Origin of the sequence: Clostridium tyrobutyricum, from assembly GCF_019144085.1 — a bacterium.
In the GTDB taxonomy this organism is placed as follows: domain Bacteria; phylum Bacillota; class Clostridia; order Clostridiales; family Clostridiaceae; genus Clostridium_B; species Clostridium_B tyrobutyricum_A.
In genome coordinates this window covers 1-21,693 of sequence record NZ_JAHHUY010000026.1, presented here as the reverse complement: position 1 = coordinate 21,693, position 21,693 = coordinate 1, and the positions used below count along the sequence as shown (strand labels likewise).

Genomic DNA, 21,693 nt, shown 5'->3' with positions numbered 1-21,693 from the left:
CGCGATTATATAAATAGAATGCAATTATATAAATTAGAAGGGTAGGAGATTGATATGGATTTTAAACAAGATGAAAATCATCAACAATTACAGGAAATGTATCGTGATTTTGCACAAAATGAGGTAAAACCAATTGCAAAAGAAATTGATGAAACTATGCGTTTTCCAAAAGAAAATGTAGCAAAAATGGCTGAAATGGGCTTGCTTGGAATTCCATTCCCTGAAGAATATGGTGGAGCTGGAATGGACACATTAAGCTATGTACAATGCGTAGAAGAATTATCCAAATGTTGTGCAACAACAGGTGTTATTGTTTCAGCACATACAAGTCTTGGTACAACACCAATTTACACATATGGCACAGATGCACAAAAAGAAAAATATGTAAAATCACTTGCTTCAGGTGAGAAATTAGGTGCCTTTGGATTAACAGAACCAGTTGCTGGAACTGATGCTTCCATGCAAAAGACAACAGCTGTATTAGAAGGAGACCATTATGTATTAAATGGAAGCAAAATCTTTATTACTAATGCAGGATATGCAGATATATATATTATTTTTGCTATGACAGATAAGAGTAAGGGAACAAAGGGTATTTCAGCATTCATCGTTGAAAAAGATTTTCCTGGATTTTCTGTTGGAAGTCATGAGTTAAAGATGGGAATCCGTGCATCTTCTACATGTGAATTATTCTTTGATAATTGCATAGTTCCAAAGGAAAATCTTTTGGGAGAAGAAGGCAAAGGATTTAACATTGCAATGGCAACTCTTGATGGAGGTCGTATTGGTATAGCTGCACAAGCTCTTGGTATTGCAGAAGGAGCAATAGACGAAACTGTAAAATATGTTAAGGAACGTATTCAATTTGGACGCCCTATTTCAAAATTCCAAAATACACAATTTGAACTTGCTAAAATGCATGCGAACACAGAAGCTGCAAAACTTTTAGTATATCAAGCTGCATGTGCAAAAGATGATCATAAAAGATTTACAAAGTATGCTGCTATGGCAAAATTAGTTGCTGCTAGAAATGCAAGTGATGTAACAAGTCGTTGCTTACAATTATTTGGTGGATATGGATATACAAGCGATTATCCAATTGAAAGAATGATGCGTGATGCAAAAATAACAGAAATTTATGAAGGAACATCAGAAGTTCAAATGATGGTAATTTCTGGATGGTTGCTTAAATAATAAATAACTAAAATTAACTTGAAAACAGATGTTTAGGAAGATTGTTTCTTGAACATCTGGTTTTAAACTTTTTTTTGTATTTTTTATAATTCGCTTTATATTATTGGTAAAGAGGTCATTAAGATACTATATCTTAATGACCTCTTTATCAATTTTAACTTATAAACTTGGAAGAAGATAACAAGTTATAAAACAGTAACCTTCTTCAATGAAATATCTCCATGGGGGGGATACATTATTAGTATAGACATATTTACATAAATTTAAACATTTTTAGAATAAACATTTTCAAACAGAGTTTAATACTATATATAAAGTATAATTTTAATAAATTTTTGGAGGTATGTAGTATGAGGGAACTAGTTATAAGTCAGGTTATTATACCTATAATAGCTGCATTTATAGGAGCTGTTCTAGAAATTGCAAGAAGACAGTTTAAAGCTTATCTAGATTCTGAAGAAAATTTCATAAAAAAGAAGCAGGAGGCATTGCAGCAATCCATGAAAATAGAAGAGTACAACAAGGATAAACAAATAGTTTGCGATGCAGTTAAAACGGTAGAACAACTTGGCAGAGAATCTCATTGGAAGAGCAATATGAAACATTCAAAAGTACTGGAAATAATTAAAAATAAAACAAGTCTTACAGATGATGAAATTTATAATATTATAAAGGGTGCTGTGCTTGAAGTAAATCAATATAAAAAGAAAGAACTTGTTGAAGAAAACAAATAAATTTGTGATAATTAAGAAAACAAATAAATTCTAGATTGGCATACAAGCTTTTCTAGAATTTATCATGATGTATTTTAATAGAAATATAGTATACATTTAATATAATGAAAACAAATGTTAAAATAAGGTAAATATAATAGTTGATTTATATAATAAAATAGTCTAAAATTTCAAGTGGAGCTAATTATATATAATATGGAGGTAAGAGGATGGCAAAAAAAAGTTTAACATTGGATTTAAGTAAGACTAAACCTTATTTACAGGAAAGTGAAATTGAAAAATTACAGAATTTTGTTTCAACTGCTGATAAGATGGTAAATGAAAAAACAGGAGCAGGAAATGACTTTTTAGGATGGGTTAATTTGCCTGTTGATTATGACAAGGATGAATTTAATAGAATAAAAAAGGCAGCAGAAAAAATAAGATCTGACTCTGATGCACTTATAGTTATAGGTATTGGTGGGTCATATTTAGGTGCCAGGGCGGCTATAGAGATGCTAAACCATACATTTTATGCAAATCTTTCAAAAGACAAAAAGAAAAATCCTGATATATTCTATGTTGGAAATAATATAAGTTCTACATATATGGCAGATTTACTGGAAGCTGTAGATGGAAAGGATCTATCTGTTAATGTTATATCAAAATCAGGAACTACTACTGAACCAGCTATTGCCTTTAGGATTTTCAGAGAATTGCTTGAAAAGAAATATGGAAAAGAAGGTGCAAAGAAGAGAATATATGCTACTACAGATAAGGCAAAGGGAGCATTAAAGTCTCTGGCTAATACTGAAGGATATGAAACATTTGTAATTCCTGATGATGTAGGTGGAAGATATTCTGTTTTGACACCTGTAGGACTCTTACCAATAGCAGCTGCAGGAATTGATATAGATGAAATGATGCAGGGTGCAGCTGATGCTCGGAAAGCATATAGTAGTGATGATTTAAACAAAAATGATGCTTATAAATATGCAGCTGCAAGAAATGCTTTATATAGAAAAGGTAAAGATATAGAAATGATAACAAACTTTGAACCATGCCTTCATTATTTCGGAGAATGGTGGAAGCAGTTATATGGTGAAAGTGAAGGAAAAGACAACAAGGGATTATTTCCTGCAGCAGGAGATTTCTCAACAGATCTTCATTCAATGGGACAGTATATACAACAGGGTCAGAGAACTTTGTTTGAAACATTTATAAATGTTGAGAAACCTAGAAAAGAAGTATTTATAGAGAAAGATAAGGAAAATCTTGACGGATTGAATTTTATAGCTGGAAAGTCAATGGATTTCGTAAATTATCAGGCTCTCATGGGGACAGTTCTTGCCCATAGTGATGGAAATGTTCCAACTATAGTTTTGAGCATACCTGAATTAACTGCATATTATTTTGGATATACAGTATATTTCTTTGAAAAAGCTTGTGCAATAAGTGGGTATCTAATGGGAATAAATCCATTTGATCAACCAGGAGTTGAAGCTTATAAAAAGAATATGTTTGCACTTCTTGGCAAACCAGGTTATGAGGATAAAAAAGCTGAATTGGAAGCAAGACTTAAGTAATATAGAGAGATAAAATTTAATTTTCCCGCTTCATCCTTAAACTGTGGTGAAGCGGGGATTTATATATGAGGAGAATAAATGAGGATATTAGTTGATGCAGATGCCTGCCCAGGAAAAGATATAATAGAAGAAACAGCAAGGAGTAATAATATTTCAGTTATAATGTACTGTGATATAAACCATGTTTTAAATAGTAATTATAGTACTATAAAGTATGTAGATAGTGGTTTTCAAAGTGTTGATATGTTTCTTATAAATGAAGTGAAAAAATGTGATATAGTAATTACTCAAGATTATGGAGTAGCTGCCATGGCACTTGGGAAGGGATGTTATTCAATAAGTCCCAAAGGATATATATATGATAATGAAAATATAGATAGACTTCTTTTTGAAAGGCATATATCTTCAAAAGTTAGAAGAAGTGGTGGCAAGACTTATAATCCAAAGAAAAGAACCAAAAAAGATGATGAAAGATTAAAAAATGGATTGATTAAATTAATAAATATGTAAAAATATAAAAAAACTCTATTACATAATATGGTATTATAGTATAATTTAAAGTAAAACAAGTAGATGTTATGAATCTTGAAATGTGAATTGATTAGGTGGGGGATATATTTATGAATGAATTATCTATAAATTGTAGTTTAGAGAATCCTGAAAAGAAAAATTCTAAAGTTATTATAAACATAGAAAATCAATTCGATGGGGAATTATTATACAAGTATATGATAGGTTGTAATGGAACATGGAGAGTATTAAAAGATTTTACTTGTGAACGGGTTGTAGAATGGATTCCAGAAGAAGACGGAAAATATATAATTATGGTACAAGCCAAAAACAGAGATAGTAATAAGAGTTTTGACTATGTATCTAGAATGAATTATATTATAGGAGATGTACAGGAAAAACTTATAAACAGTATTATTTTAAATAAAGACAAGTTTACATTGGGAGATAAAATAAGAATCTTTGTAGATTCCAATAAAACACCTCTCATGTATAGATACTGGATAAGAATAGATAAAAAATGGCAGCTTATAAGAGATTATTCTATAGATAATGCACTTTTTTATACGTTAAAGTCAGAAAAAGGTGGAGAGATACTAGTAGAATGCAAGGACATCTATTCTAAAAGTGATTTTGACGACTTTAAAAAGGCAAAATTCTCTGTAGAAAAGCTAAAAAAAGTAGAAATAGTAGATTTCAAATGTTTAAGTAATAATTTAATTGAGGATTCTGAAATAAGTTTTAAAGTCATATCTGAAAGTGAAGAAAATAGAACCATACTATATAAGTTCTTCAAAATAAATTCAAATAGAGAAGTGGAATGTATACAGAACTATTCTACTAAAAAAACTGTAAGTTATGTAGAAAAAAAGGCAGGGGATTATAAACTGTTGTGTTTTGCAAAAGATATGTATTCTGAAGATAAATTTGATGATAGGGCAATCTTAAATTTCGGTATAAAAAAATACAAGGATATAATTATAAAGAATTTTACAACAGATTTAAATTCTCCTCAGCTTCAGGATACAGATATTACTATTAGTTCAGAAGTTATAGGAGGTAAACAGCTTCTATACAGATACGTTATTGAAGGTGAAGAAATTGAAAATTCAGGATATATAAGTTCTTCTAGTTATGTATGGAGAAGTAAAAAACCTGGAAAATACAAATTAATGCTGTTTGTAAAGGATAAATCCTATACTGGAGATTATGAAACTTGTGATTATATGAATTTTATTATAGATCATAGAAGTAGTGAGCCTGTAGTAATTCAGAATATTACTTTAAACAAAGATAACAAAATATTAAGGGGAGAAACTATAAGAGCTGTAGTATCTGCTTCAGGAGGTTTGGACTTAAGATATAGTTTTATAATAATAAAAGATGGAAAAGTAATTCAAAAAACAGATTGCAATAAGAATAATTGGATTGAGTTTACACCTGATAAAAAAGGTTTTTATGAATTTGAAGGAAGAGTTAGGGATATATATTCTAAAAGAGAATATGATTGTCATTTAATAAAGAGCATAGAAGTATTTGATTACATACCTGCCAATATTGACTATATACTTTGTCCTACTAGAGAGTATCATATGGTAGGAGATAAGATGTGTATAAGCATAATAACACAGGATACTAAAAATATTATAATAAAATATATTATTAATATAGATGGACACAAAGTGGAGGAAACGGACTTTATAAAGGAAAAAAACTATGCTTTTTTGCCCAAATGTAGTGGAAAGTACACTCTGGATGTATTAGCTAAAAATGTTCAAAGTGATTCTGATTTTGACTGTAAAAAACATTTTAACATAGATGTAAGGGAGGCAGTTCCCATTACAGACACAAAAATATTTTGCGAAAAAAATAAATTTTTTATAAATAAACCAGTTACTTTTTATGCATATAATGAAGGTGGACTGGATGTACTTTATGAGTTCTATACTATGGAGAAAGGTGATTGGACATTAATTCAAAATTATAGCAAAAAAAACAATTATACATTTGTTCCTTTTGATAATGATGAATATAAGATAATGGTTCTCTGTAAAAGTCAGTATAGTAATAAGGCTTATGAGGATTATGATATTTTTTCATTTAAAGCAAATTAAATAAATACTAAATATAATATTTTCATAGACGATAATAAATAGAGAATATTGTTACATATTCATAGGTAGGTGGGAAAATGAGTTTAGATAGTGTATCAGAAAATAATAATACGAATGTACAAAAAATGTTAGAATTTCAAATGATGTCTCAAGTTCTTAAAACTGCATTTCAAAATTCAGATTCATTTGATCTTATAATGGAAAGCTTAACAAAGTCCATGTCAGACAGTAATGGAAATATAGATTTGTCAAAATTAAATATTGGACAGGAAGATCTAAGCAAACTTGGTTATGGTGCTGGGGAAAGATTAAATAATGTCTATACCGGAGTAAAGGAAGCTATAAAAAGTGGAAATATGACTATAGATGGGGCAGTAGATAAGGCATCTAGAAAATATGGAGTGGATAAAGATCTTATAATGTCTGTTATTAAGCAAGAATCTGATTTTAATCCTAAATCCACTTCCGGTGTAGGGGCCATGGGACTTATGCAACTTATGCCTGGAACAGCTAGAGAACTTGGAGTAACAAATGCTTATGATGTGGGACAAAATGTAGATGGTGGCACTGAATATTTGAAAAAATTATTAAATATGTATGGAAACTCAAAGGAAATGGCCCTTGCTGCATATAATGCAGGTTCAGGGACTTTAGCCTCAAGAGGAGTTGACAGTATATCCAAGATATCAAAGCTTCCTTATGAAACACAAAATTATGTTCAAAAGGTAATCGGATATTATAAAAATAAAACAGTCTAGGCTGTTTTATTTTTATATGATAGAATAGATATAATTGCTTTTTATGAATCTAAACAAGGAGGTTTTGCAATTTATGGAGAGACTTGATAAAATTTTATCAAATTTAGGATATGGAACTAGAAAGCAGGTAAAAGATATTGTAAAAAAAGGCCGTGTAAAATTAGACGGAGTAATCATAAATAATAGTTCTGCAAAAATAGATACTGGCAAGAACAAAATAGAGGTTGATGATCAGGTTATAAGTTATAAGGATAATATATATATCCTTATGAATAAGCCCACTGGAGTGGTGTCTGCAACCTATGACAATTATGATGAGACAGTAATAGATATTTTAGATGAGGAGTATAGGACATTTAAACCTTTTCCTGTAGGCAGACTTGACAAAGATACGGTTGGACTTATCATTTTAACTAATGATGGAGAGCTAAATCATAGATTGATAGCTCCAAAATGGCATGTGGATAAAACGTATTATGCAGAAATAGACAAAGCATTGGATGAAAGTGATGTAGAAGCTTTTAAAAGTGGTATAGTAATTGATGATGGATATAAGTGCATGCTTGCTGAATTGGATATTATAAAAGCTGATAAAGATGGTTCCATAGTAAATGTAACGGTACAGGAAGGAAAGTTTCATCAGGTAAAGAGGATGTTTAAAGCACTAGGAAAAAATGTAGTATATTTAAAGAGAATAAAAATGGGACCTATAGAATTGGATGATAGTTTAAGTGAAGGGAATTATAGAGAATTAACTGATAATGAGATAGAAACACTTAAAAAGAAATTGCATATGATTGATTTATTATAGATTAATACTTTAATACATGATAGAATTAAAGTATTATAAGTTAGAAGTTATAGACAAGGGGTTGAGCTTATGGAAGAGTACAAGTCCAAATTGCAGAGTAAACAAATGGATTATTTATGCGATGCTGTACTTTCTCTTAAAACAAAAGAAGAATGCTATAGATTCTTTGATGATATATGTACTATAAATGAAATAAAAGCTTTTGAACAAAGACTTCAAGTAGCAAAGATGTTAAAAAACAAAAAAACATATATGGATATAGCCTCAGAAACCGGTGCCAGTACTGCTACAATAAGCAGGGTAAATAGATGCCTGAATTATGGTAGCGATGGGTATAAAATCATACTGGATAGGTTGAAAAACAAATAAATATATGACAGTCTAAATTGGAATGTGCTTATAAGAGCACATTTTTCTATTCTACTGATTAAATTTCAGTTAAAATGTTATAATATTAAACATAGATAAGAACATTAATTGATAAAAACAGGAGAGGATTTAATGAATTTAAAAAATCTTTTAAATAAAGAACAATATGAAGCTGCTACTACTATAGAAGGACCCATTTTAATACTGGCGGGAGCGGGATCAGGTAAAACCAGAGTGCTTACTTATAGAATAGCTCATATGATTCAGGATTTAAATATTTATCCTTCTAAAATTCTTGCTATAACTTTTACAAATAAAGCTTCTGGAGAAATGAAAGACAGGGTGAGGGTACTTGTTGGAAATGAAGCAGATAATATGTGGATTTCTACTTTTCACTCAAGTTGTGTGAGAATACTTAGAAGAGAAATAGATAAACTAGGCTATAATAAAAATTTTGCCATATATGATAGTTATGATCAAAAAGTTTTAATAAAACAATGTATGGAAGAATTGGATATAGATGAAAAATATATAACAGTCAGGGAATTGATAAATAAAATAAGTTCACAGAAGGACAATCTAATATCTGCTGAAAAGTATAAAAGGGAAAATGAATCTAATCTTAGACTAAACAAGGTTGCAGATGTATATATGTTGTATCAAAAAAAATTAAGAAACAATAATGCACTGGATTTTGATGACTTAATATATAAAACAGTTCAGCTTTTTAAGGAAAATAGTGATGTACTTGAGTTTTATCAGAGAAAATTTCAATATATAATGATAGATGAATATCAGGATACCAACAAGTCACAGTATGAATTAGTGGCATTGCTTGCAAAGTCTCATAAGAATATATGTGTAGTTGGTGATGACGATCAGTGTATTTATGAGTGGAGAGGTGCAGATATTAGAAATATTCTGGACTTTGAAAAAGACTATCCCAATACAAAGGTAATAAAACTTGAGCAAAATTATAGATCAAAGGCAAATATATTAAAAGCTGCAAATGACATAATAAGTAATAATTCTGAAAGAAAAACCAAAGTTTTAAGAACTGAGAATGACAATGGTGACAAGATCAAATTGTATAGAGCTTATTCTGATATAGACGAGGGAAAGTATATTTCAAGTCAAATAAAGAAAATTTGCAGAGAGCAAAATAAACATTATAGGGATTTTGCCATATTATATAGAACAAATGCCCAGTCTCGAGTTTTTGAAGATGTATTTATGAAGAGCAATATACCATATAGAATAGTTGGAGGATTAAAATTTTATGATAGGAAAGAAATAAAGGATATAATGTCCTATCTGAAATTTATAAATAATCCGCTTGATGATGTAAGCTTGAGAAGAATAATAAATGAACCAAAGAGAAGTATTGGAAATACTACAGTAGATAAAGTACAAAGTTTTGCTGTATCTATGGACGAGTGTATGTATAGTGTATTGCTTGATATAGATGAAGTACTGAGTCTGTCCAAAAGAAGTATTTCTTCCATAAAAAAATTTGTAAGTCTTATAAATAGCTTTATAAGAAGCAGAGATAAAATTTCAGTTTCCAGTTTGATAAAGGAAGTTATAGAGACTACAGGATATATTGACAAACTCAAGGATTTAAAAGATGCAGAATCTGTAAGCAGAATAGAAAATCTAAAGGAGCTTGTATCAGCTGCTGTAGAATTTGAATCCACATCTGAAGACAAATCACTGTCCGCATTTTTGGAAAAAGTCACACTTGTATCGGATATAGACAATTTTGATCAAGATGCAGATAGTGTAGTTATAATGACTGTACATAGTGCAAAGGGACTTGAATTTCCTGTTGTATTTATGGTTGGCATGGAAAATGGAATATTTCCAGGAAGCCAGTCTCTCGAAAATTCAGCTGAAATGGAAGAGTCAAGGAGACTTTGCTATGTTGGAATAACTAGAGCAAAAGAAAGATTATATATGACTTCAGCTGAAAGCAGAAGAGTTTTTGGAAGAATGGTATCATATAGTCAATCTGAGTTTCTAAGTGAAATATCAAGCAGTTTGAAGGAATATGATAATATTAATAATAATATAACAACTTTTGGAAATAGAAACAATTTTAATGACAATAAGTCATGGATACCTAGAATGACTAAAAAAGTACCTTTTGAAACCCAGCATGATGTCAAAATTAAAAATAAAAGTGAAGAAAGTGCCAATACATTGAAAGCTGAAAATGTAAAAGCAGGTATAAAAGTCAAACACAATAAATTTGGCATAGGTACTATTGTAAGTGTAAGTAAAAATGGCAGTGATATAAAATTGACAATAGCTTTTGATAAAAATGGAATAAAAAATCTCATGTATGGAGTTGCAAGACTTGAAGCAGTATAAATGACAATTAATATGGAGTGGTAGTTTTGAACAAAGATAGTAATGTATCCAATAAGATTAATAAAGTTATAAAAGAATTAAATAAGTATGCATATGATTACTATGTATTGGATAATCCTGCTGTATCTGATAAAGAATATGATAAAAAATATGATCAACTTGTAAAGTTGGAAAAAGAAACAGGAATAGTATTTCCATATTCACCTACTCAAAGAGTAGGTGATACTGTACTAACCCAATTTCAAAAGTATATTCATAAAAGTAAATTGTGGAGTATGGATAAAGCACAAAGTTTGGATCAAATATATGAATGGCACAAGAGAAATTTAAAAATTGTAGATTTATATAATTCTACACATGAGGATAAACTTCCTAAATTAAAATATATTTTAACTAAGAAATTTGATGGACTTACTGTAAATTGTACTTATGATCAGAATGGAAATTTTATAAAAGGTGCTACAAGAGGAACAGGTGAAATAGGAGAAGATGTTACGGAACAAATTAAAACTATAAACTCAATTCCTCTTAAGATAAATAATAAAAGCCTGATAGAAGTTCATGGAGAAGCTATAATGACCAAAAAAGCTTTTGAAGAGTACAATAAAAAGGCAGATATACCCCTTAAAAATTTAAGAAATGGAGCTGCAGGTGCTTTAAGAAATTTAAATGCAGCAGAGACTGCACGAAGAAAATTGTCTGCATTCTTTTATGATGTAGGATATAACGAAGGTATACCTTTTGAAAGTTACACTGAAATGATGAAGTTCATAAAAAATATGGGATTACCTGAAGATGATTATATAAAAGAATGTGAAACTATAGATGAAATTAAAGAACAACTTGAGTACATAGAAAGTATAAGAGATGAACTTCAATATGATATAGACGGAGTTGTTATTGTAGTTGATGATATAAAAACAAGAGAATTATTAGGATATACTATCAAGTTTCCAAGATGGTCAATAGCATATAAATTTGAGGCACAGGAGGCCACTACAAAACTTTTGGATGTGGAATGGAATGTTGGTAGAAGTGGAAGAGTTACTCCAACGGCTATACTTGAGCCTGTTGAACTAGCAGGAGCTACAATTAAAAGAGCTACATTAAATAATATGGATGATATAATCAGAAAAGGAATTAAAATAGGATGCAGAGTTTTTGTAAGGCGTTCAAATGATGTTATACCAGAGATTATGGGAGCAGTAGAAGAAACTCTAAAAGATGGAAAAGAAATTGAAACTCCAACAAGGTGCCCGTATTGTGGAAGCGAGATTATACAGGATGGAGTTCATTATTTTTGTGAAAATACTCTTTCCTGCAAGCCCCAGTTAGTTAAGAGTATTGTACATTTTGGAAGTAGAGAAGCTATGAACATAGAGGGATTCAGCGAAAAAACAGCTGTTCAGTTATTTGAGAAATTAAACATAAAATCAATACCTGATCTATATAGATTAAATAAGGAACAACTTATGGAACTTGACAAATTCGGAGAAAAGAAATCTCAAAATCTTATAGATTCCATAGAAAAGAGCAAACAGTGTGATCTGGCATCATTTATATATGCTTTAGGAATACCAAATGTAGGAAAGAAGACCGCATTTGATCTCGTAAATGTTTTTATGAGTTTGGATAATTTAAAAATAGCAACTTATGAAGAGCTTGTAAATATTAAAGATATAGGAAATACAGTTGCCAATACAATTGTAGAATTTTTTAAACAGGATAATATAATAAAAAGTATAGAGGAACTATTGAAATTAGGCATTAAACCTCATTTTGAAGCAAAGCAAATTGAAGAAAGCATTTTTAATGGTAAAACAGTAGTAGTAACAGGATCATTAAAAAATTATACAAGGACGATTATAAAGCAGAAATTGGAGAATCTGGGAGCCAGGGTATCTGAAAGTGTAAGCAAGAAAACAGATTATGTAATAGCTGGCGAATCTACAGGTTCCAAATATGACAAAGCTGTCAAGCTTGGAGTTGATATAATAGATGAAGATCAATTTGAAAATATGTTTACAAACAAATAAAAAAGGTTTATCATATATTATGATTTAATTTAATACAGTTAAACTTTTTATGCTTGGATATTGGAGGATAAAAATGAAAAATACAATAAGTTTCCTAGGATGGATAGGCGTTATTCTTACTATTATTTCATTGATATTGACACTTCTTACCACATATCAATTTGTATATATAAAGTATTTTAATGGCTATTATGTATTTCAGTTATGCATAATTGTAACTATGATTTTGTGGTCAATAAATATGTTGTTTTATAGAAATAATTTTAAGACTATAGTGTATCCTGTGACTTGTGTATTAATAGCATGTGCTGCTATATTTTTTGTGTATATGAGGGTTTATTGATATTTAGAGACAATCTTTTGATTGTCTCATTTTTTATTTAAAAATTATATCTTTAGATAGTTGTGTAAATTTTAATATTATGATAAAAATATAATTAATTATATTTTATTAAAATTGTTTAGAGGTGAAGAGTAAGCATGGCAATTACAAAAGAAGATATTAATTATGTTGCTAAACTTGCAAGATTGGAATTTAAGGAAAGTGAAGAAGATATATTGATAAATGATCTAAATAAAATGCTTGAATATGTGAACAGCTTAAATGAGTTAAATGTAGAAGATGAAGAGGTAGTTATAAATCCATATTATATGGAAAATAAATTTAGAGAAGACAATGTAGAAAAATCTCTTGAAATTGATGTGGTTATAAAAAATTTTCCTGAACATATTAAAGATTATATGATAGTACCTAAGATTATGTGAAAAGTATATTTTAATAATATATTTATGGAGGCAAATTAATGAACTTTACTGCACGTGGATTAAAGAACATGATATTGAATAGAGAAATCAAAGTGGAAGAAGTAGTAAAACTTTATTTGGATAGAATAGATAGTCTGGATTGTAAAGTAGATGCATATTTATATGTATCTTCAGAAGAAGCATTAAAAAGAGCTAAAGAATTGGATAAAAAACTAACTTCTAATGAAAAAAAAGGAGGACTGTTTGGAATCCCAATTTCAATCAAGGACAATATAAGTGTGTCAGGAATGCAGAATACTTGTGCCTCCAAAATGCTGAAAGGATATATATCGCCTTATGATGCTTCGGTAATAGAGAGGATAAAACAAGAGGATGGAATAATACTTGGAAAACTAAATATGGATGAATTTGCAATGGGATCATCTACCGAAACAAGTTATTTTAAAACCACTAAAAATCCATGGAATCTAGAGAGGGTACCAGGTGGTTCTTCTGGAGGGTCAGCAGCCTCTTTGGCAGCTGATGAGGCACTATTATCTTTGGGTACAGATACAGGTGGATCTGTAAGACAGCCAGCAGCTCTCTGTGGAGTTGTTGGATTAAAGCCTACATATGGCAGAATATCAAGATATGGTTCAGTTGCATTTGGATCTACACTGGATCAAATAGGACCCATGTCCAAAAATGTAGAAGATTGCGCCCTATTTACTGAAAATATTGCAGGACTTGATAATAAAGATTTTACTACAGCGGATGTAAAAGTTCCTGATTATATTAATATTCTTACAGAGGATATTAGAGGTAAAAAAATAGGAATACCTAAAGAGTATTTTGGAGAAGGACTTAATTCTGATGTAAGAAAATGTGTTGAGAATGCTATAGATGTATTTAGAAAGAATGGTGCGGAAATTGAGTGTTGTTCTCTTCCAATTTCCACCTATTCACTTGCCGCTTATTACATAATAGGATGTGCTGAGGCATCGTCAAATTTAGCCAGATTTGATGGTATAAGGTATGGATATAGATCCAAGGATTATACTGACGCCGTAGACATATATACAAAATCACGCAGTGAAGGTTTTGGAGATGAAGTAAAAAAGAGAATTATGCTTGGAACCTATGTATTATCTAAAGGATATTATGATGAATATTATAAAAAGGCATTGAAATCTAGAAATTTAATAAAAAGAGAATTTGTAGATATAATGAAAAAATTTGATGCCATAATATGTCCTACCACAACTGATACTGCTTTTAAGATAGGAGAAAAACAAAAGGATAATATATCCATGTATTTGTCAGACCTATATATTGTGCCTTCAAATGTAACAGGAGTTCCTTCAATATCAATACCATGTGGAATAGTAAATGGACTCCCTGTCGGAATGCAGATTATAAGCAATTATTTTAGAGAGGATTTACTATTTAATTTGGCATATAGTTTTGAACAATCTACAAATTGGCATAATCTAAAACCCAACATATAAAAATTATAAATAAAATCAGAGGAAGTGAATTTGTGTGAAATTTGAATCAACTATTGGATTAGAAGTTCATGTAGAACTTTTAACCAATACTAAAATGTACTGTGGATGTAGTACTGAATTTGGAGCAAAACCCAATAGCCATGTATGTCCAGTATGCCTGGGACTTCCAGGTACTCTGCCGAAATTAAACAAAAAAGCTGTAGAATATGCTGTAAAAGCAGGGATTGCCTTGAATTGTACCATAAATAATCATAGTAGAATGGATAGAAAAAATTATTTTTATCCGGACTGTCCTAAAAATTATCAGATAACTCAGGATAAATTTCCATTATGTAGCGATGGATACATTGAAATAGAAAATTATGACATGAAAGCTAAAAAGATAAGAATAGAGAGAATTCATATAGAAGAAGATGCAGCTAAGTTATTCCATACAGATTCGGGAACTCTAGTAGACTATAATAGAGCAGGACTTCCACTTATTGAAATAGTATCAAAACCAGACATTAAAACTCCAAAAGAAGCTACATTATATCTTCAAAAATTAAAAAGTATAATTCAATGTATAGGTGTATCGGATTGCAAGATGGAACAAGGCTCTCTAAGATGTGATGGAAATATTTCCATAAAGAAAATGGAAAACAGTAAACTTGGGGTAAAAACTGAAATAAAAAATGTGAATTCCTTCAAGGGTTTGGAGAAAGCTTTGGAATATGAATATAAACGCCAGTTAAAGGCAATTCAAAGTGGAAAAATATTGAAACAGGAAACTAGGAGATGGGATAATACAAAGTCCAAAACTTTTGTTATGAGAAATAAAGAACATGCAAATGATTATAGATATTTTCCAGAGGGAGATCTAGTAGCTATAAATATTTCTGATGAAGAAATAGAAAGGATACGACACACAATACCAGAACTGCCATATAATAGGGCTGCAAGGTTTGTAAATCAAATGCATATATCCAGGGAAGATGCGTATGTGCTTACCCTGGATATGAATATAGCCGATTTTTTTGAAAATACCGTTAAGCTTGTTGAAAGGCCTAAATCAGCTGTGAATTGGATTATGGGAGATATGGAAAGGCTTATAAATGAAAATTCCAGCAGTATAAAGGAACTAAAATTTACTTCAAAACAGTTAGCAGAACTTATAAAACTGGTGGATTCAGGTGTCATATCAAATAATATAGGTAAAATTGTCGTGGAAGAAATGTTTAAAACTGGAGAACATCCTGATGCAATAATTAGAAAAAATAAATTAGATCAAAATAACAGTAGAGATGAGATATATGGGATTGTAAGGCGTATTATAGATGAAAATCCGAAATCACTTGAAGATTATAAAAATGGAAAGAAAAGAGCAACTAAATTTATAATAGGATTGATAATGAAAGATACAAAAGGAAAAGCAAATCCTAAAATTGTAAATAAACTGGTAAATGAAGAATTTAATAAAAGATAGAAGGGACAAATAAACTGCACCCTCTATCTTCTTTATTTTCTGTTTAAAATTTTTATATATGTCAATAATTAAAAACAGTTAAATAAATTGAGGAGAGTATTATGAAAAAAATTATTTTTACAATATCTACTGTTATAATTATTGTCTTAATTTTTTTACTAGTAGGCGGAGTTTCTGTGAAAAAGAAAGTTAAACAGGTAAACAGCAGTAATTATGAAAATGCCATAGTTTATAATATAACTAAATCCCCAAAAGATTTAGTTATGCTGGATTCTTATAATATACGTGAAAAAGATATTCTTTCAAATTTATTTGAAGGTCTTGTTAATATGGATGAAGATGGCAAGATAATACCTGGATTGGCAGAAAAGTGGTCTACCAATAAAGACAAAACTGAATATACATTTACTATAAGAAAAGGGGCAAAGTGGAGTAATGGCCATACCATAACTGCAGATGATTTTGTGGATCTTTTTTCAAATATATTAAACACTAAATCAGATAATTTATATGTGCATCAATTAAATCTAATATTTGGAGTTCAAGATTATATTAACAACAATAGTGATTTTAATAATGTTGCAATTAAAGCTTTAAATGATAGAACCTTGCAATTTAGATTGAACTACTCTTCTGATTATTTTTTGAACATAATGGCTGAACCTGTTTATTCACTTAGAAAAATAAATGACAATTTACTAAATTGGAAAAAGAACTACAGCAATATACTGTATTCAGGAAGCTTTAAAATAGATAAAATATTAGATACTGGAAGTGTAGTACTGAAGAAAAACAATAATTACTGGAATAAGGGAAATGTAAAAGATAGTAAAGTTGTAATTACTTTTTTTAATAGCAGTGAAAGTGCACTGGCGGCTTTTCAAAATGGAGATGTAAATTTATTTACCAATCCACCTATAAGTGAAATAAAAAACATAGAAAACACATCTATTGTTCCTTCATATGGAGGGGAAGAACTTGTATTTAACAGAAGAAAATCCAGTGAGTTGGATAATGGTGATTTTAGAAAGGCCATAGAGTTTTCCATTGATAAAAGGAATATAGTTCAAAATATATTATCCAATCAGGTAAATGCTTCATCAATTTATGTACCCTATAGTAATGGAAACATATTAAATCAAAATTATATAAAAGCAGATGAACTTTTACCAAAAGTTAAAGAGGCAAAAGAGTTCATGGATAAATCAGAATATAAATATAATGGTATTCCATTAAAACTTATATATGTGAATACAGTGGAAAATAAAAAGGTATGTGATTCAATAGGTAAAAATATTGAAGATGCACTTGGAATAGAAGTAAATTGTGTAGGATATAATGAGGATGATTTTAAACAGAAAGTTAAAGGAACAGATTATGATATAGCAAAGATGAGTTATAGAGGAGAATATTACTATCCGTTAGCCTTATTAGAAAATTGGGAGTCATCTTCTAAAGTGAATTTTGTTAAATATAGAAACAGTCAATTTGATACTAAGATTCTACAGGCGATTTTTGAAAAGGATGATAGTAAAAGATTAACACAACTAAAGCAAGCTGAAGAAATGTTATTGCAGGATACTGCATTAATTCCACTTCATCTTGACAACACAATACTTTGCAGTAAAAATTATGTTAAGGAAATTTATGTTAATAAACTTGGAAATGTAAAATTAGATAGAGCCTATTTGAGTAAATAAACTCTATCTGAATAATTAAATATAAATTTTTTATTCTGATTTGAATACATGAAGTATTAAAAAAAATGAAAACATATTTTTATAAGTATCAAATGAAATTTTAGGTGATTTAAATGTCTGCTTTTTTCTACTGTAATTCACGTATTTTGCAAATACTGGAGCAAGTTCACAAGTTTCTGGAGACGGAACTGAAGATATTTTGAAATTTTGTTCTTCTATCAAGTCTTCAGATTTCATAGAAAAATTTCTATATCTTTCTGCATTGTTTAAATTTGGAGCTTCGGGCCAGCTTAACACTAATCCAGAGTTTATCAATTGATTGTTGAATATATCCAGGGCTATTAAATTGCTTTTATTTTTTTCTTTATTTATATCTGTGTCCAAAAGGCAGTTTATTAAATATAACAATACTTCCACACATGAAAATTCTATATTTTTCTCAGAAGTATTTTTTAGAAATATTCCTTTTTCAGCATCATAGAGTTTCAATAATTTTTTATAGATAAACTGGGCGTTTTCTTTGGCTTTTATTATGTTTATATGTTTGTATATAAGTATATAATTTATATAATTTATTGAATCATTTTCAACACTGTTTTTTTTACTTGTATTTAACATATATTCATCGTTATAAAAATTTTCAAATATTAATTCAGAAAGATCCAAAATCAGATTTTTGCATCTTTTGTCTTTTGAATAACTATAGAATATATTTAATGCAAAACATAATTTTGAAAGTTCTGAAAAAGATTGTTCATATAATTCTTCTTTTAATTCAATGAGCATATTAAGTATATCATAGGCAAAATTTTTAAATTGTTCACAGTCAGTATCTTCAATTGTAAGACTGCACTTATAATAAGCAGCCATTAATATAGCCTGGGTTGCAAAACTAAATTTTTTATTTTTATCTGTAAATTTTGGTTCCTGGGCATAGGAGCTATTTTCATGTTTTTTATCTACGAAAACCCCCTGGCTATTTCTAAAATATAGAGCATAAAATTCAAGTTGTTTTTTACACATATAGGCATATAGTTTACCTAAATTATATTTATTATTGTCTTTATCTTTAAAAGAATTATAGTAGTTACACAGTTCCAAAAGACAAAGTGTCATAAAAGCATTGCTTTCGATGTTTATATCTTTTTTGAATTTGTCATCATTCCAGCAAAGCTTGTCATTTATGTTTATAAGATTAGGATTTGCCTTTCTGTATACACATAAAAGTGGAGAAACATTTTTAAATGTGGTAATATCAAAATCAGGTAAACTTTTGGATTTCATATCTTTTAGCGATATAGGGATACCACATTTTGAATAGAGAACTATTTGCTTTACAGATTCTTTTGTTAAATAAAATAATTGTGATTTGATATTATCGGGTTTTATTTTATTGATTTTTAAAAAGGGTCCTATATATTTCAAAATATACACCTACCATAAATTAATCCTTATATAAATAATATGAAACGCGACTTAAAATAGTTACTATTTATTTAAAAAGAAAGGAAGAAATTCTATGAAAGTTGGTAAATTGGACTGGGATGATTTAAAATATTTAATAAATAGCAATAAGACAGTATTGCGGGAAGACGTTAGAATACGAAGCGGTATAGGCGAAGATTGCAGTGTAGTAAATTTTGGAGATAAAGAATGTGTACTTTCTACAGACCCCATAACAGGTGCAGATAAAAATAGTGGAAAATTAGCAGTAAATATAAATTGCAATGACATAGCTTCATGTGGCATTGAACCTGTAGGTATACTGGTTACCATTTTAGCGCCAGAGCATAGCACTATGGAGGAAATTAATAGTATTATGCAGGAGATCGACCATGAAACTAAAAAGCTTAATGTAGAGATATTAGGGGGACATACTGAAGTAACTAGAGCTGTAAATAAAATGGTGATTTCCTGTACTGTAATAGGTAAAGGAGATGCTAAAAGTGCAGTTGCAACTTCGGGAGCAAGAGAAGGTGACGATATAATAATTACTAAAAACTTATGTTTGGAAGGTACAAGTATTATAGTAAATGATTATGAAAAAAAAGTTGCAAATATATTGTCAGAAACAGAGATAAAAGAGGCTAAGTCATACATAGAGAATATAAGTGTAGTAAAAGAAGGTTTGATATCAGGAAAATTTGGAGTGAACTCCATGCATGATATAACCGAAGGAGGAATTCTGGGAGCAATTTGGGAAGTAGCTAAAGCAAGTAAAAAAGGATTCAAAATATATAAAGATAAGATGCCCATAACTGAAATAACAAGTAAATTATGTAGTAAATATGATATAGATCCACTTAGACTAATTTCTTCAGGAAGTATGCTCATAACTACTGAAAATGGCAAATCATTAGTGGAAACTTTGAAAAAAAACAATATTAAAGCTTGTATTGTAGGTAAAATTACAGACAATAAAGGTATACTTGTAGATAAGAATTGTGAAAATGAAGTTGATCCACCTAAAAGAGATGAATTATTTGTATTTAAGGAAAAATTAAGCTAATTATTTATAGTTTTGAAATTATAATATGAAAATCAATAAAATAAGTAAAACAAGTGTTTATATGGATAGGTGATAAGTGTGAAAAAAATAATAATAGCAAGTAATAATAAAAATAAAATAAAAGAAATTCAACAAATATTTTCAAAATATCCAGTAAAACTTTTTTCTATGAAGGAAGTTGGAATAGATATAGAAATAGTTGAAGATGGAAATACCTTTATGGAGAACGCCTATAAAAAGGCCAAGCAAATACATGATATAACAGGTGAAATTGTAATTGCAGATGATTCTGGGCTTATGGTAGATGGATTAAATGGTGCTCCAGGAATATACTCTGCAAGATTTTGTGGAGAACATGGCAATGATAAAAAAAATAATGAAAAGTTGTTAAAATTGTTGGAAGATAAAGATGAAGAAGATAGAAAGGCAAAGTTTGTGTGTGCAATTGTGTTGATTTTAGATGATAATGAAGTAATAAAAGTAATTGGAGAAGTTTATGGAACAATAGCTTATAGTGAAATGGGAGATAATAATTTTGGATATGACCCATTATTTTATATTTCTGAATATAATAAAACATTTGCTCAAATGCCTGTTAATTTAAAAAATTCAATAAGCCATAGAGCTAAAGCACTTGAAGCTTTAAAGGAAAAAATAGATTTATTTATACTGGAGGATGGGAATTGAAAATAGGAGTAATAAGTGATACACATGGATACAATCGAATTATAAAAAAAGCTGTTAAGATATTTGACAATCCAGATTTAATTATACATTTAGGAGATAATGTAGGAGATGTAGATGATATAAGAAAAGTATACAGTGGGAAAATTATAAATGTAAGAGGAAACTGTGATTTTTCCACAGATGTTCCAAGTGAAAGATTAGAAATAATTGGTGGAAAAAGATTTTTTATAACTCATGGGCATAACTATAATGTAAAATATGATTTGTTGAGACTTAAGTATAGGACAATGGAATTAAAAGCAGATGCAGCATTATTTGGACATACACATGTATCTGATATTACTTGTGAAGATGGAATATGGTTAATTAACCCTGGAAGCCCGCATTTATCCAGGGATGGTCGTAATAGTGTGGCAATAATAAACATAGAAAATGGCAGTATAAATGCAAGTATTAAAGAAGTTTAAATTAAAAATTTTAAAAAATTTTGAAATAACTATTGACGAATTACATTATTTCGTGTAAAATAATCTATGTCGTTGAGTGCTTAAAAGTTTTAAGGAAAACTTGGGTGCGGACAATAGATTTATTGATTTCGGGGTGTGGCGCAGATGGG

19 protein-coding genes are annotated in these 21,693 nt (G+C 29.5%); 18 read left to right on the top strand and 1 reads right to left on the bottom strand.

The window, feature by feature from the left end:
• Nucleotides 1-54 precede the first annotated feature (54 nt).
• From KM800_RS11380 to KM800_RS11310, 15 genes are all read left to right on the top strand, one after another.
• Nucleotides 55-1,194, top strand: coding sequence for an acyl-CoA dehydrogenase (locus KM800_RS11380; RefSeq protein WP_217813183.1), 1,140 nt, complete (start codon nt 55-57; stop codon nt 1,192-1,194).
• A 350-nt stretch (nt 1,195-1,544) separates the two neighbouring features.
• A complete protein-coding gene (locus tag KM800_RS11375; RefSeq protein WP_217813182.1) occupies nt 1,545-1,928 on the top strand; it encodes a hypothetical protein in 384 nt (127 codons plus the stop codon).
• A 209-nt stretch (nt 1,929-2,137) separates the two neighbouring features.
• A complete protein-coding gene (locus tag KM800_RS11370; protein ID WP_217813181.1) occupies nt 2,138-3,493 on the top strand; it encodes a glucose-6-phosphate isomerase in 1,356 nt (451 codons plus the stop codon).
• A gap of 78 nt (nt 3,494-3,571) precedes the next feature.
• Nucleotides 3,572-4,003: a YaiI/YqxD family protein gene (locus KM800_RS11365; protein WP_217813180.1), complete on the top strand. Its 432-nt coding sequence runs from the start codon at nt 3,572-3,574 to the stop codon at nt 4,001-4,003.
• 110 nt (nt 4,004-4,113) lie between these two features.
• A complete protein-coding gene (locus tag KM800_RS11360) occupies nt 4,114-6,117 on the top strand; it encodes a triple tyrosine motif-containing protein (RefSeq protein ID WP_217813179.1) in 2,004 nt (667 codons plus the stop codon).
• Between the two features lie 77 nt (nt 6,118-6,194).
• On the top strand, nt 6,195-6,875 hold the full coding sequence (locus KM800_RS11355) for a lytic transglycosylase domain-containing protein (protein WP_254906547.1): 681 nt from the start codon (nt 6,195-6,197) through the stop codon (nt 6,873-6,875).
• A 73-nt stretch (nt 6,876-6,948) separates the two neighbouring features.
• Nucleotides 6,949-7,686 (top strand): pseudouridine synthase, encoded by a 738-nt coding sequence (locus KM800_RS11350; protein WP_217813178.1) that lies wholly within the window; start codon nt 6,949-6,951, stop codon nt 7,684-7,686.
• Nucleotides 7,687-7,755: 69 nt separating this feature from the next.
• On the top strand, nt 7,756-8,055 hold the full coding sequence (locus KM800_RS11345) for a YerC/YecD family TrpR-related protein (protein ID WP_217813177.1): 300 nt from the start codon (nt 7,756-7,758) through the stop codon (nt 8,053-8,055).
• Nucleotides 8,056-8,187: 132 nt separating this feature from the next.
• Nucleotides 8,188-10,428 (top strand): DNA helicase PcrA, encoded by a 2,241-nt coding sequence (pcrA, locus tag KM800_RS11340; protein ID WP_217813176.1) that lies wholly within the window; start codon nt 8,188-8,190, stop codon nt 10,426-10,428.
• A 26-nt stretch (nt 10,429-10,454) separates the two neighbouring features.
• A complete protein-coding gene (gene ligA / locus KM800_RS11335) occupies nt 10,455-12,464 on the top strand; it encodes an NAD-dependent DNA ligase LigA (protein ID WP_217813175.1) in 2,010 nt (669 codons plus the stop codon).
• A gap of 73 nt (nt 12,465-12,537) precedes the next feature.
• Nucleotides 12,538-12,807: a hypothetical protein gene (locus tag KM800_RS11330; protein WP_217813174.1), complete on the top strand. Its 270-nt coding sequence runs from the start codon at nt 12,538-12,540 to the stop codon at nt 12,805-12,807.
• 137 nt (nt 12,808-12,944) lie between these two features.
• Entirely contained in the window at nt 12,945-13,229 is a 285-nt protein-coding gene (gatC, locus tag KM800_RS11325) for an Asp-tRNA(Asn)/Glu-tRNA(Gln) amidotransferase subunit GatC (RefSeq protein WP_217813173.1), read from the top strand.
• A gap of 38 nt (nt 13,230-13,267) precedes the next feature.
• A complete protein-coding gene (gene gatA, locus KM800_RS11320; RefSeq protein ID WP_217813172.1) occupies nt 13,268-14,716 on the top strand; it encodes an Asp-tRNA(Asn)/Glu-tRNA(Gln) amidotransferase subunit GatA in 1,449 nt (482 codons plus the stop codon).
• A gap of 34 nt (nt 14,717-14,750) precedes the next feature.
• Nucleotides 14,751-16,181, top strand: a complete 1,431-nt coding sequence (gene gatB, locus KM800_RS11315; RefSeq protein WP_217813171.1) for an Asp-tRNA(Asn)/Glu-tRNA(Gln) amidotransferase subunit GatB — start codon at nt 14,751-14,753, stop codon at nt 16,179-16,181.
• Nucleotides 16,182-16,282: 101 nt separating this feature from the next.
• Nucleotides 16,283-17,881, top strand: a complete 1,599-nt coding sequence (locus KM800_RS11310) for a peptide ABC transporter substrate-binding protein (protein WP_217813170.1) — start codon at nt 16,283-16,285, stop codon at nt 17,879-17,881.
• 30 nt (nt 17,882-17,911) lie between these two features.
• Here KM800_RS11310 and KM800_RS11305 read toward each other — a convergent pair whose 3' ends face one another.
• Nucleotides 17,912-19,306 carry a hypothetical protein gene (locus KM800_RS11305; protein ID WP_217813169.1) on the bottom strand — a complete coding sequence of 465 codons (1,395 nt, stop codon included), beginning with the start codon at nt 19,304-19,306 and terminating at the stop codon, nt 17,912-17,914.
• 94 nt (nt 19,307-19,400) lie between these two features.
• On the opposite strand from KM800_RS11305, the gene KM800_RS11300 reads away from it, so the two are divergent.
• The 3 genes from KM800_RS11300 (at nt 19,401) to KM800_RS11290 (ending at nt 21,544) form a co-directional block, all read left to right on the top strand.
• The gene (locus tag KM800_RS11300; RefSeq protein WP_217813168.1) at nt 19,401-20,390 is read left to right on the top strand and encodes an AIR synthase family protein; all 990 of its coding nucleotides are present in this window, start codon (nt 19,401-19,403) and stop codon (nt 20,388-20,390) included.
• A gap of 78 nt (nt 20,391-20,468) precedes the next feature.
• Nucleotides 20,469-21,077 (top strand): XTP/dITP diphosphatase, encoded by a 609-nt coding sequence (locus KM800_RS11295; protein WP_217813167.1) that lies wholly within the window; start codon nt 20,469-20,471, stop codon nt 21,075-21,077.
• Complete coding sequence (locus KM800_RS11290) at nt 21,074-21,544, top strand: metallophosphoesterase (protein ID WP_217813166.1); 471 nt, start codon at nt 21,074-21,076, stop codon at nt 21,542-21,544. The genes KM800_RS11295 and KM800_RS11290 overlap by 4 nt, the downstream gene beginning before the upstream one ends.
• Nucleotides 21,545-21,693 lie beyond the last annotated feature (149 nt).

Coding starts and splice junctions, on each gene's coding strand:
- KM800_RS11310 (WP_217813170.1), top strand. CDS start 16,283: ATGAAAAAAATTATTTTTACAATATCTACTGTTATAATTATTGTCTTA.
- pcrA (WP_217813176.1), top strand. CDS start 8,188: ATGAATTTAAAAAATCTTTTAAATAAAGAACAATATGAAGCTGCTACT.
- KM800_RS11330 (WP_217813174.1), top strand. CDS start 12,538: ATGAAAAATACAATAAGTTTCCTAGGATGGATAGGCGTTATTCTTACT.
- KM800_RS11350 (WP_217813178.1), top strand. CDS start 6,949: ATGGAGAGACTTGATAAAATTTTATCAAATTTAGGATATGGAACTAGA.
- KM800_RS11370 (WP_217813181.1), top strand. CDS start 2,138: ATGGCAAAAAAAAGTTTAACATTGGATTTAAGTAAGACTAAACCTTAT.
- KM800_RS11345 (WP_217813177.1), top strand. CDS start 7,756: ATGGAAGAGTACAAGTCCAAATTGCAGAGTAAACAAATGGATTATTTA.
- KM800_RS11355 (WP_254906547.1), top strand. CDS start 6,195: ATGAGTTTAGATAGTGTATCAGAAAATAATAATACGAATGTACAAAAA.
- gatA (WP_217813172.1), top strand. CDS start 13,268: ATGAACTTTACTGCACGTGGATTAAAGAACATGATATTGAATAGAGAA.
- KM800_RS11365 (WP_217813180.1), top strand. CDS start 3,572: ATGAGGATATTAGTTGATGCAGATGCCTGCCCAGGAAAAGATATAATA.
- KM800_RS11360 (WP_217813179.1), top strand. CDS start 4,114: ATGAATGAATTATCTATAAATTGTAGTTTAGAGAATCCTGAAAAGAAA.
- KM800_RS11380 (WP_217813183.1), top strand. CDS start 55: ATGGATTTTAAACAAGATGAAAATCATCAACAATTACAGGAAATGTAT.
- gatC (WP_217813173.1), top strand. CDS start 12,945: ATGGCAATTACAAAAGAAGATATTAATTATGTTGCTAAACTTGCAAGA.
- KM800_RS11300 (WP_217813168.1), top strand. CDS start 19,401: ATGAAAGTTGGTAAATTGGACTGGGATGATTTAAAATATTTAATAAAT.
- KM800_RS11375 (WP_217813182.1), top strand. CDS start 1,545: ATGAGGGAACTAGTTATAAGTCAGGTTATTATACCTATAATAGCTGCA.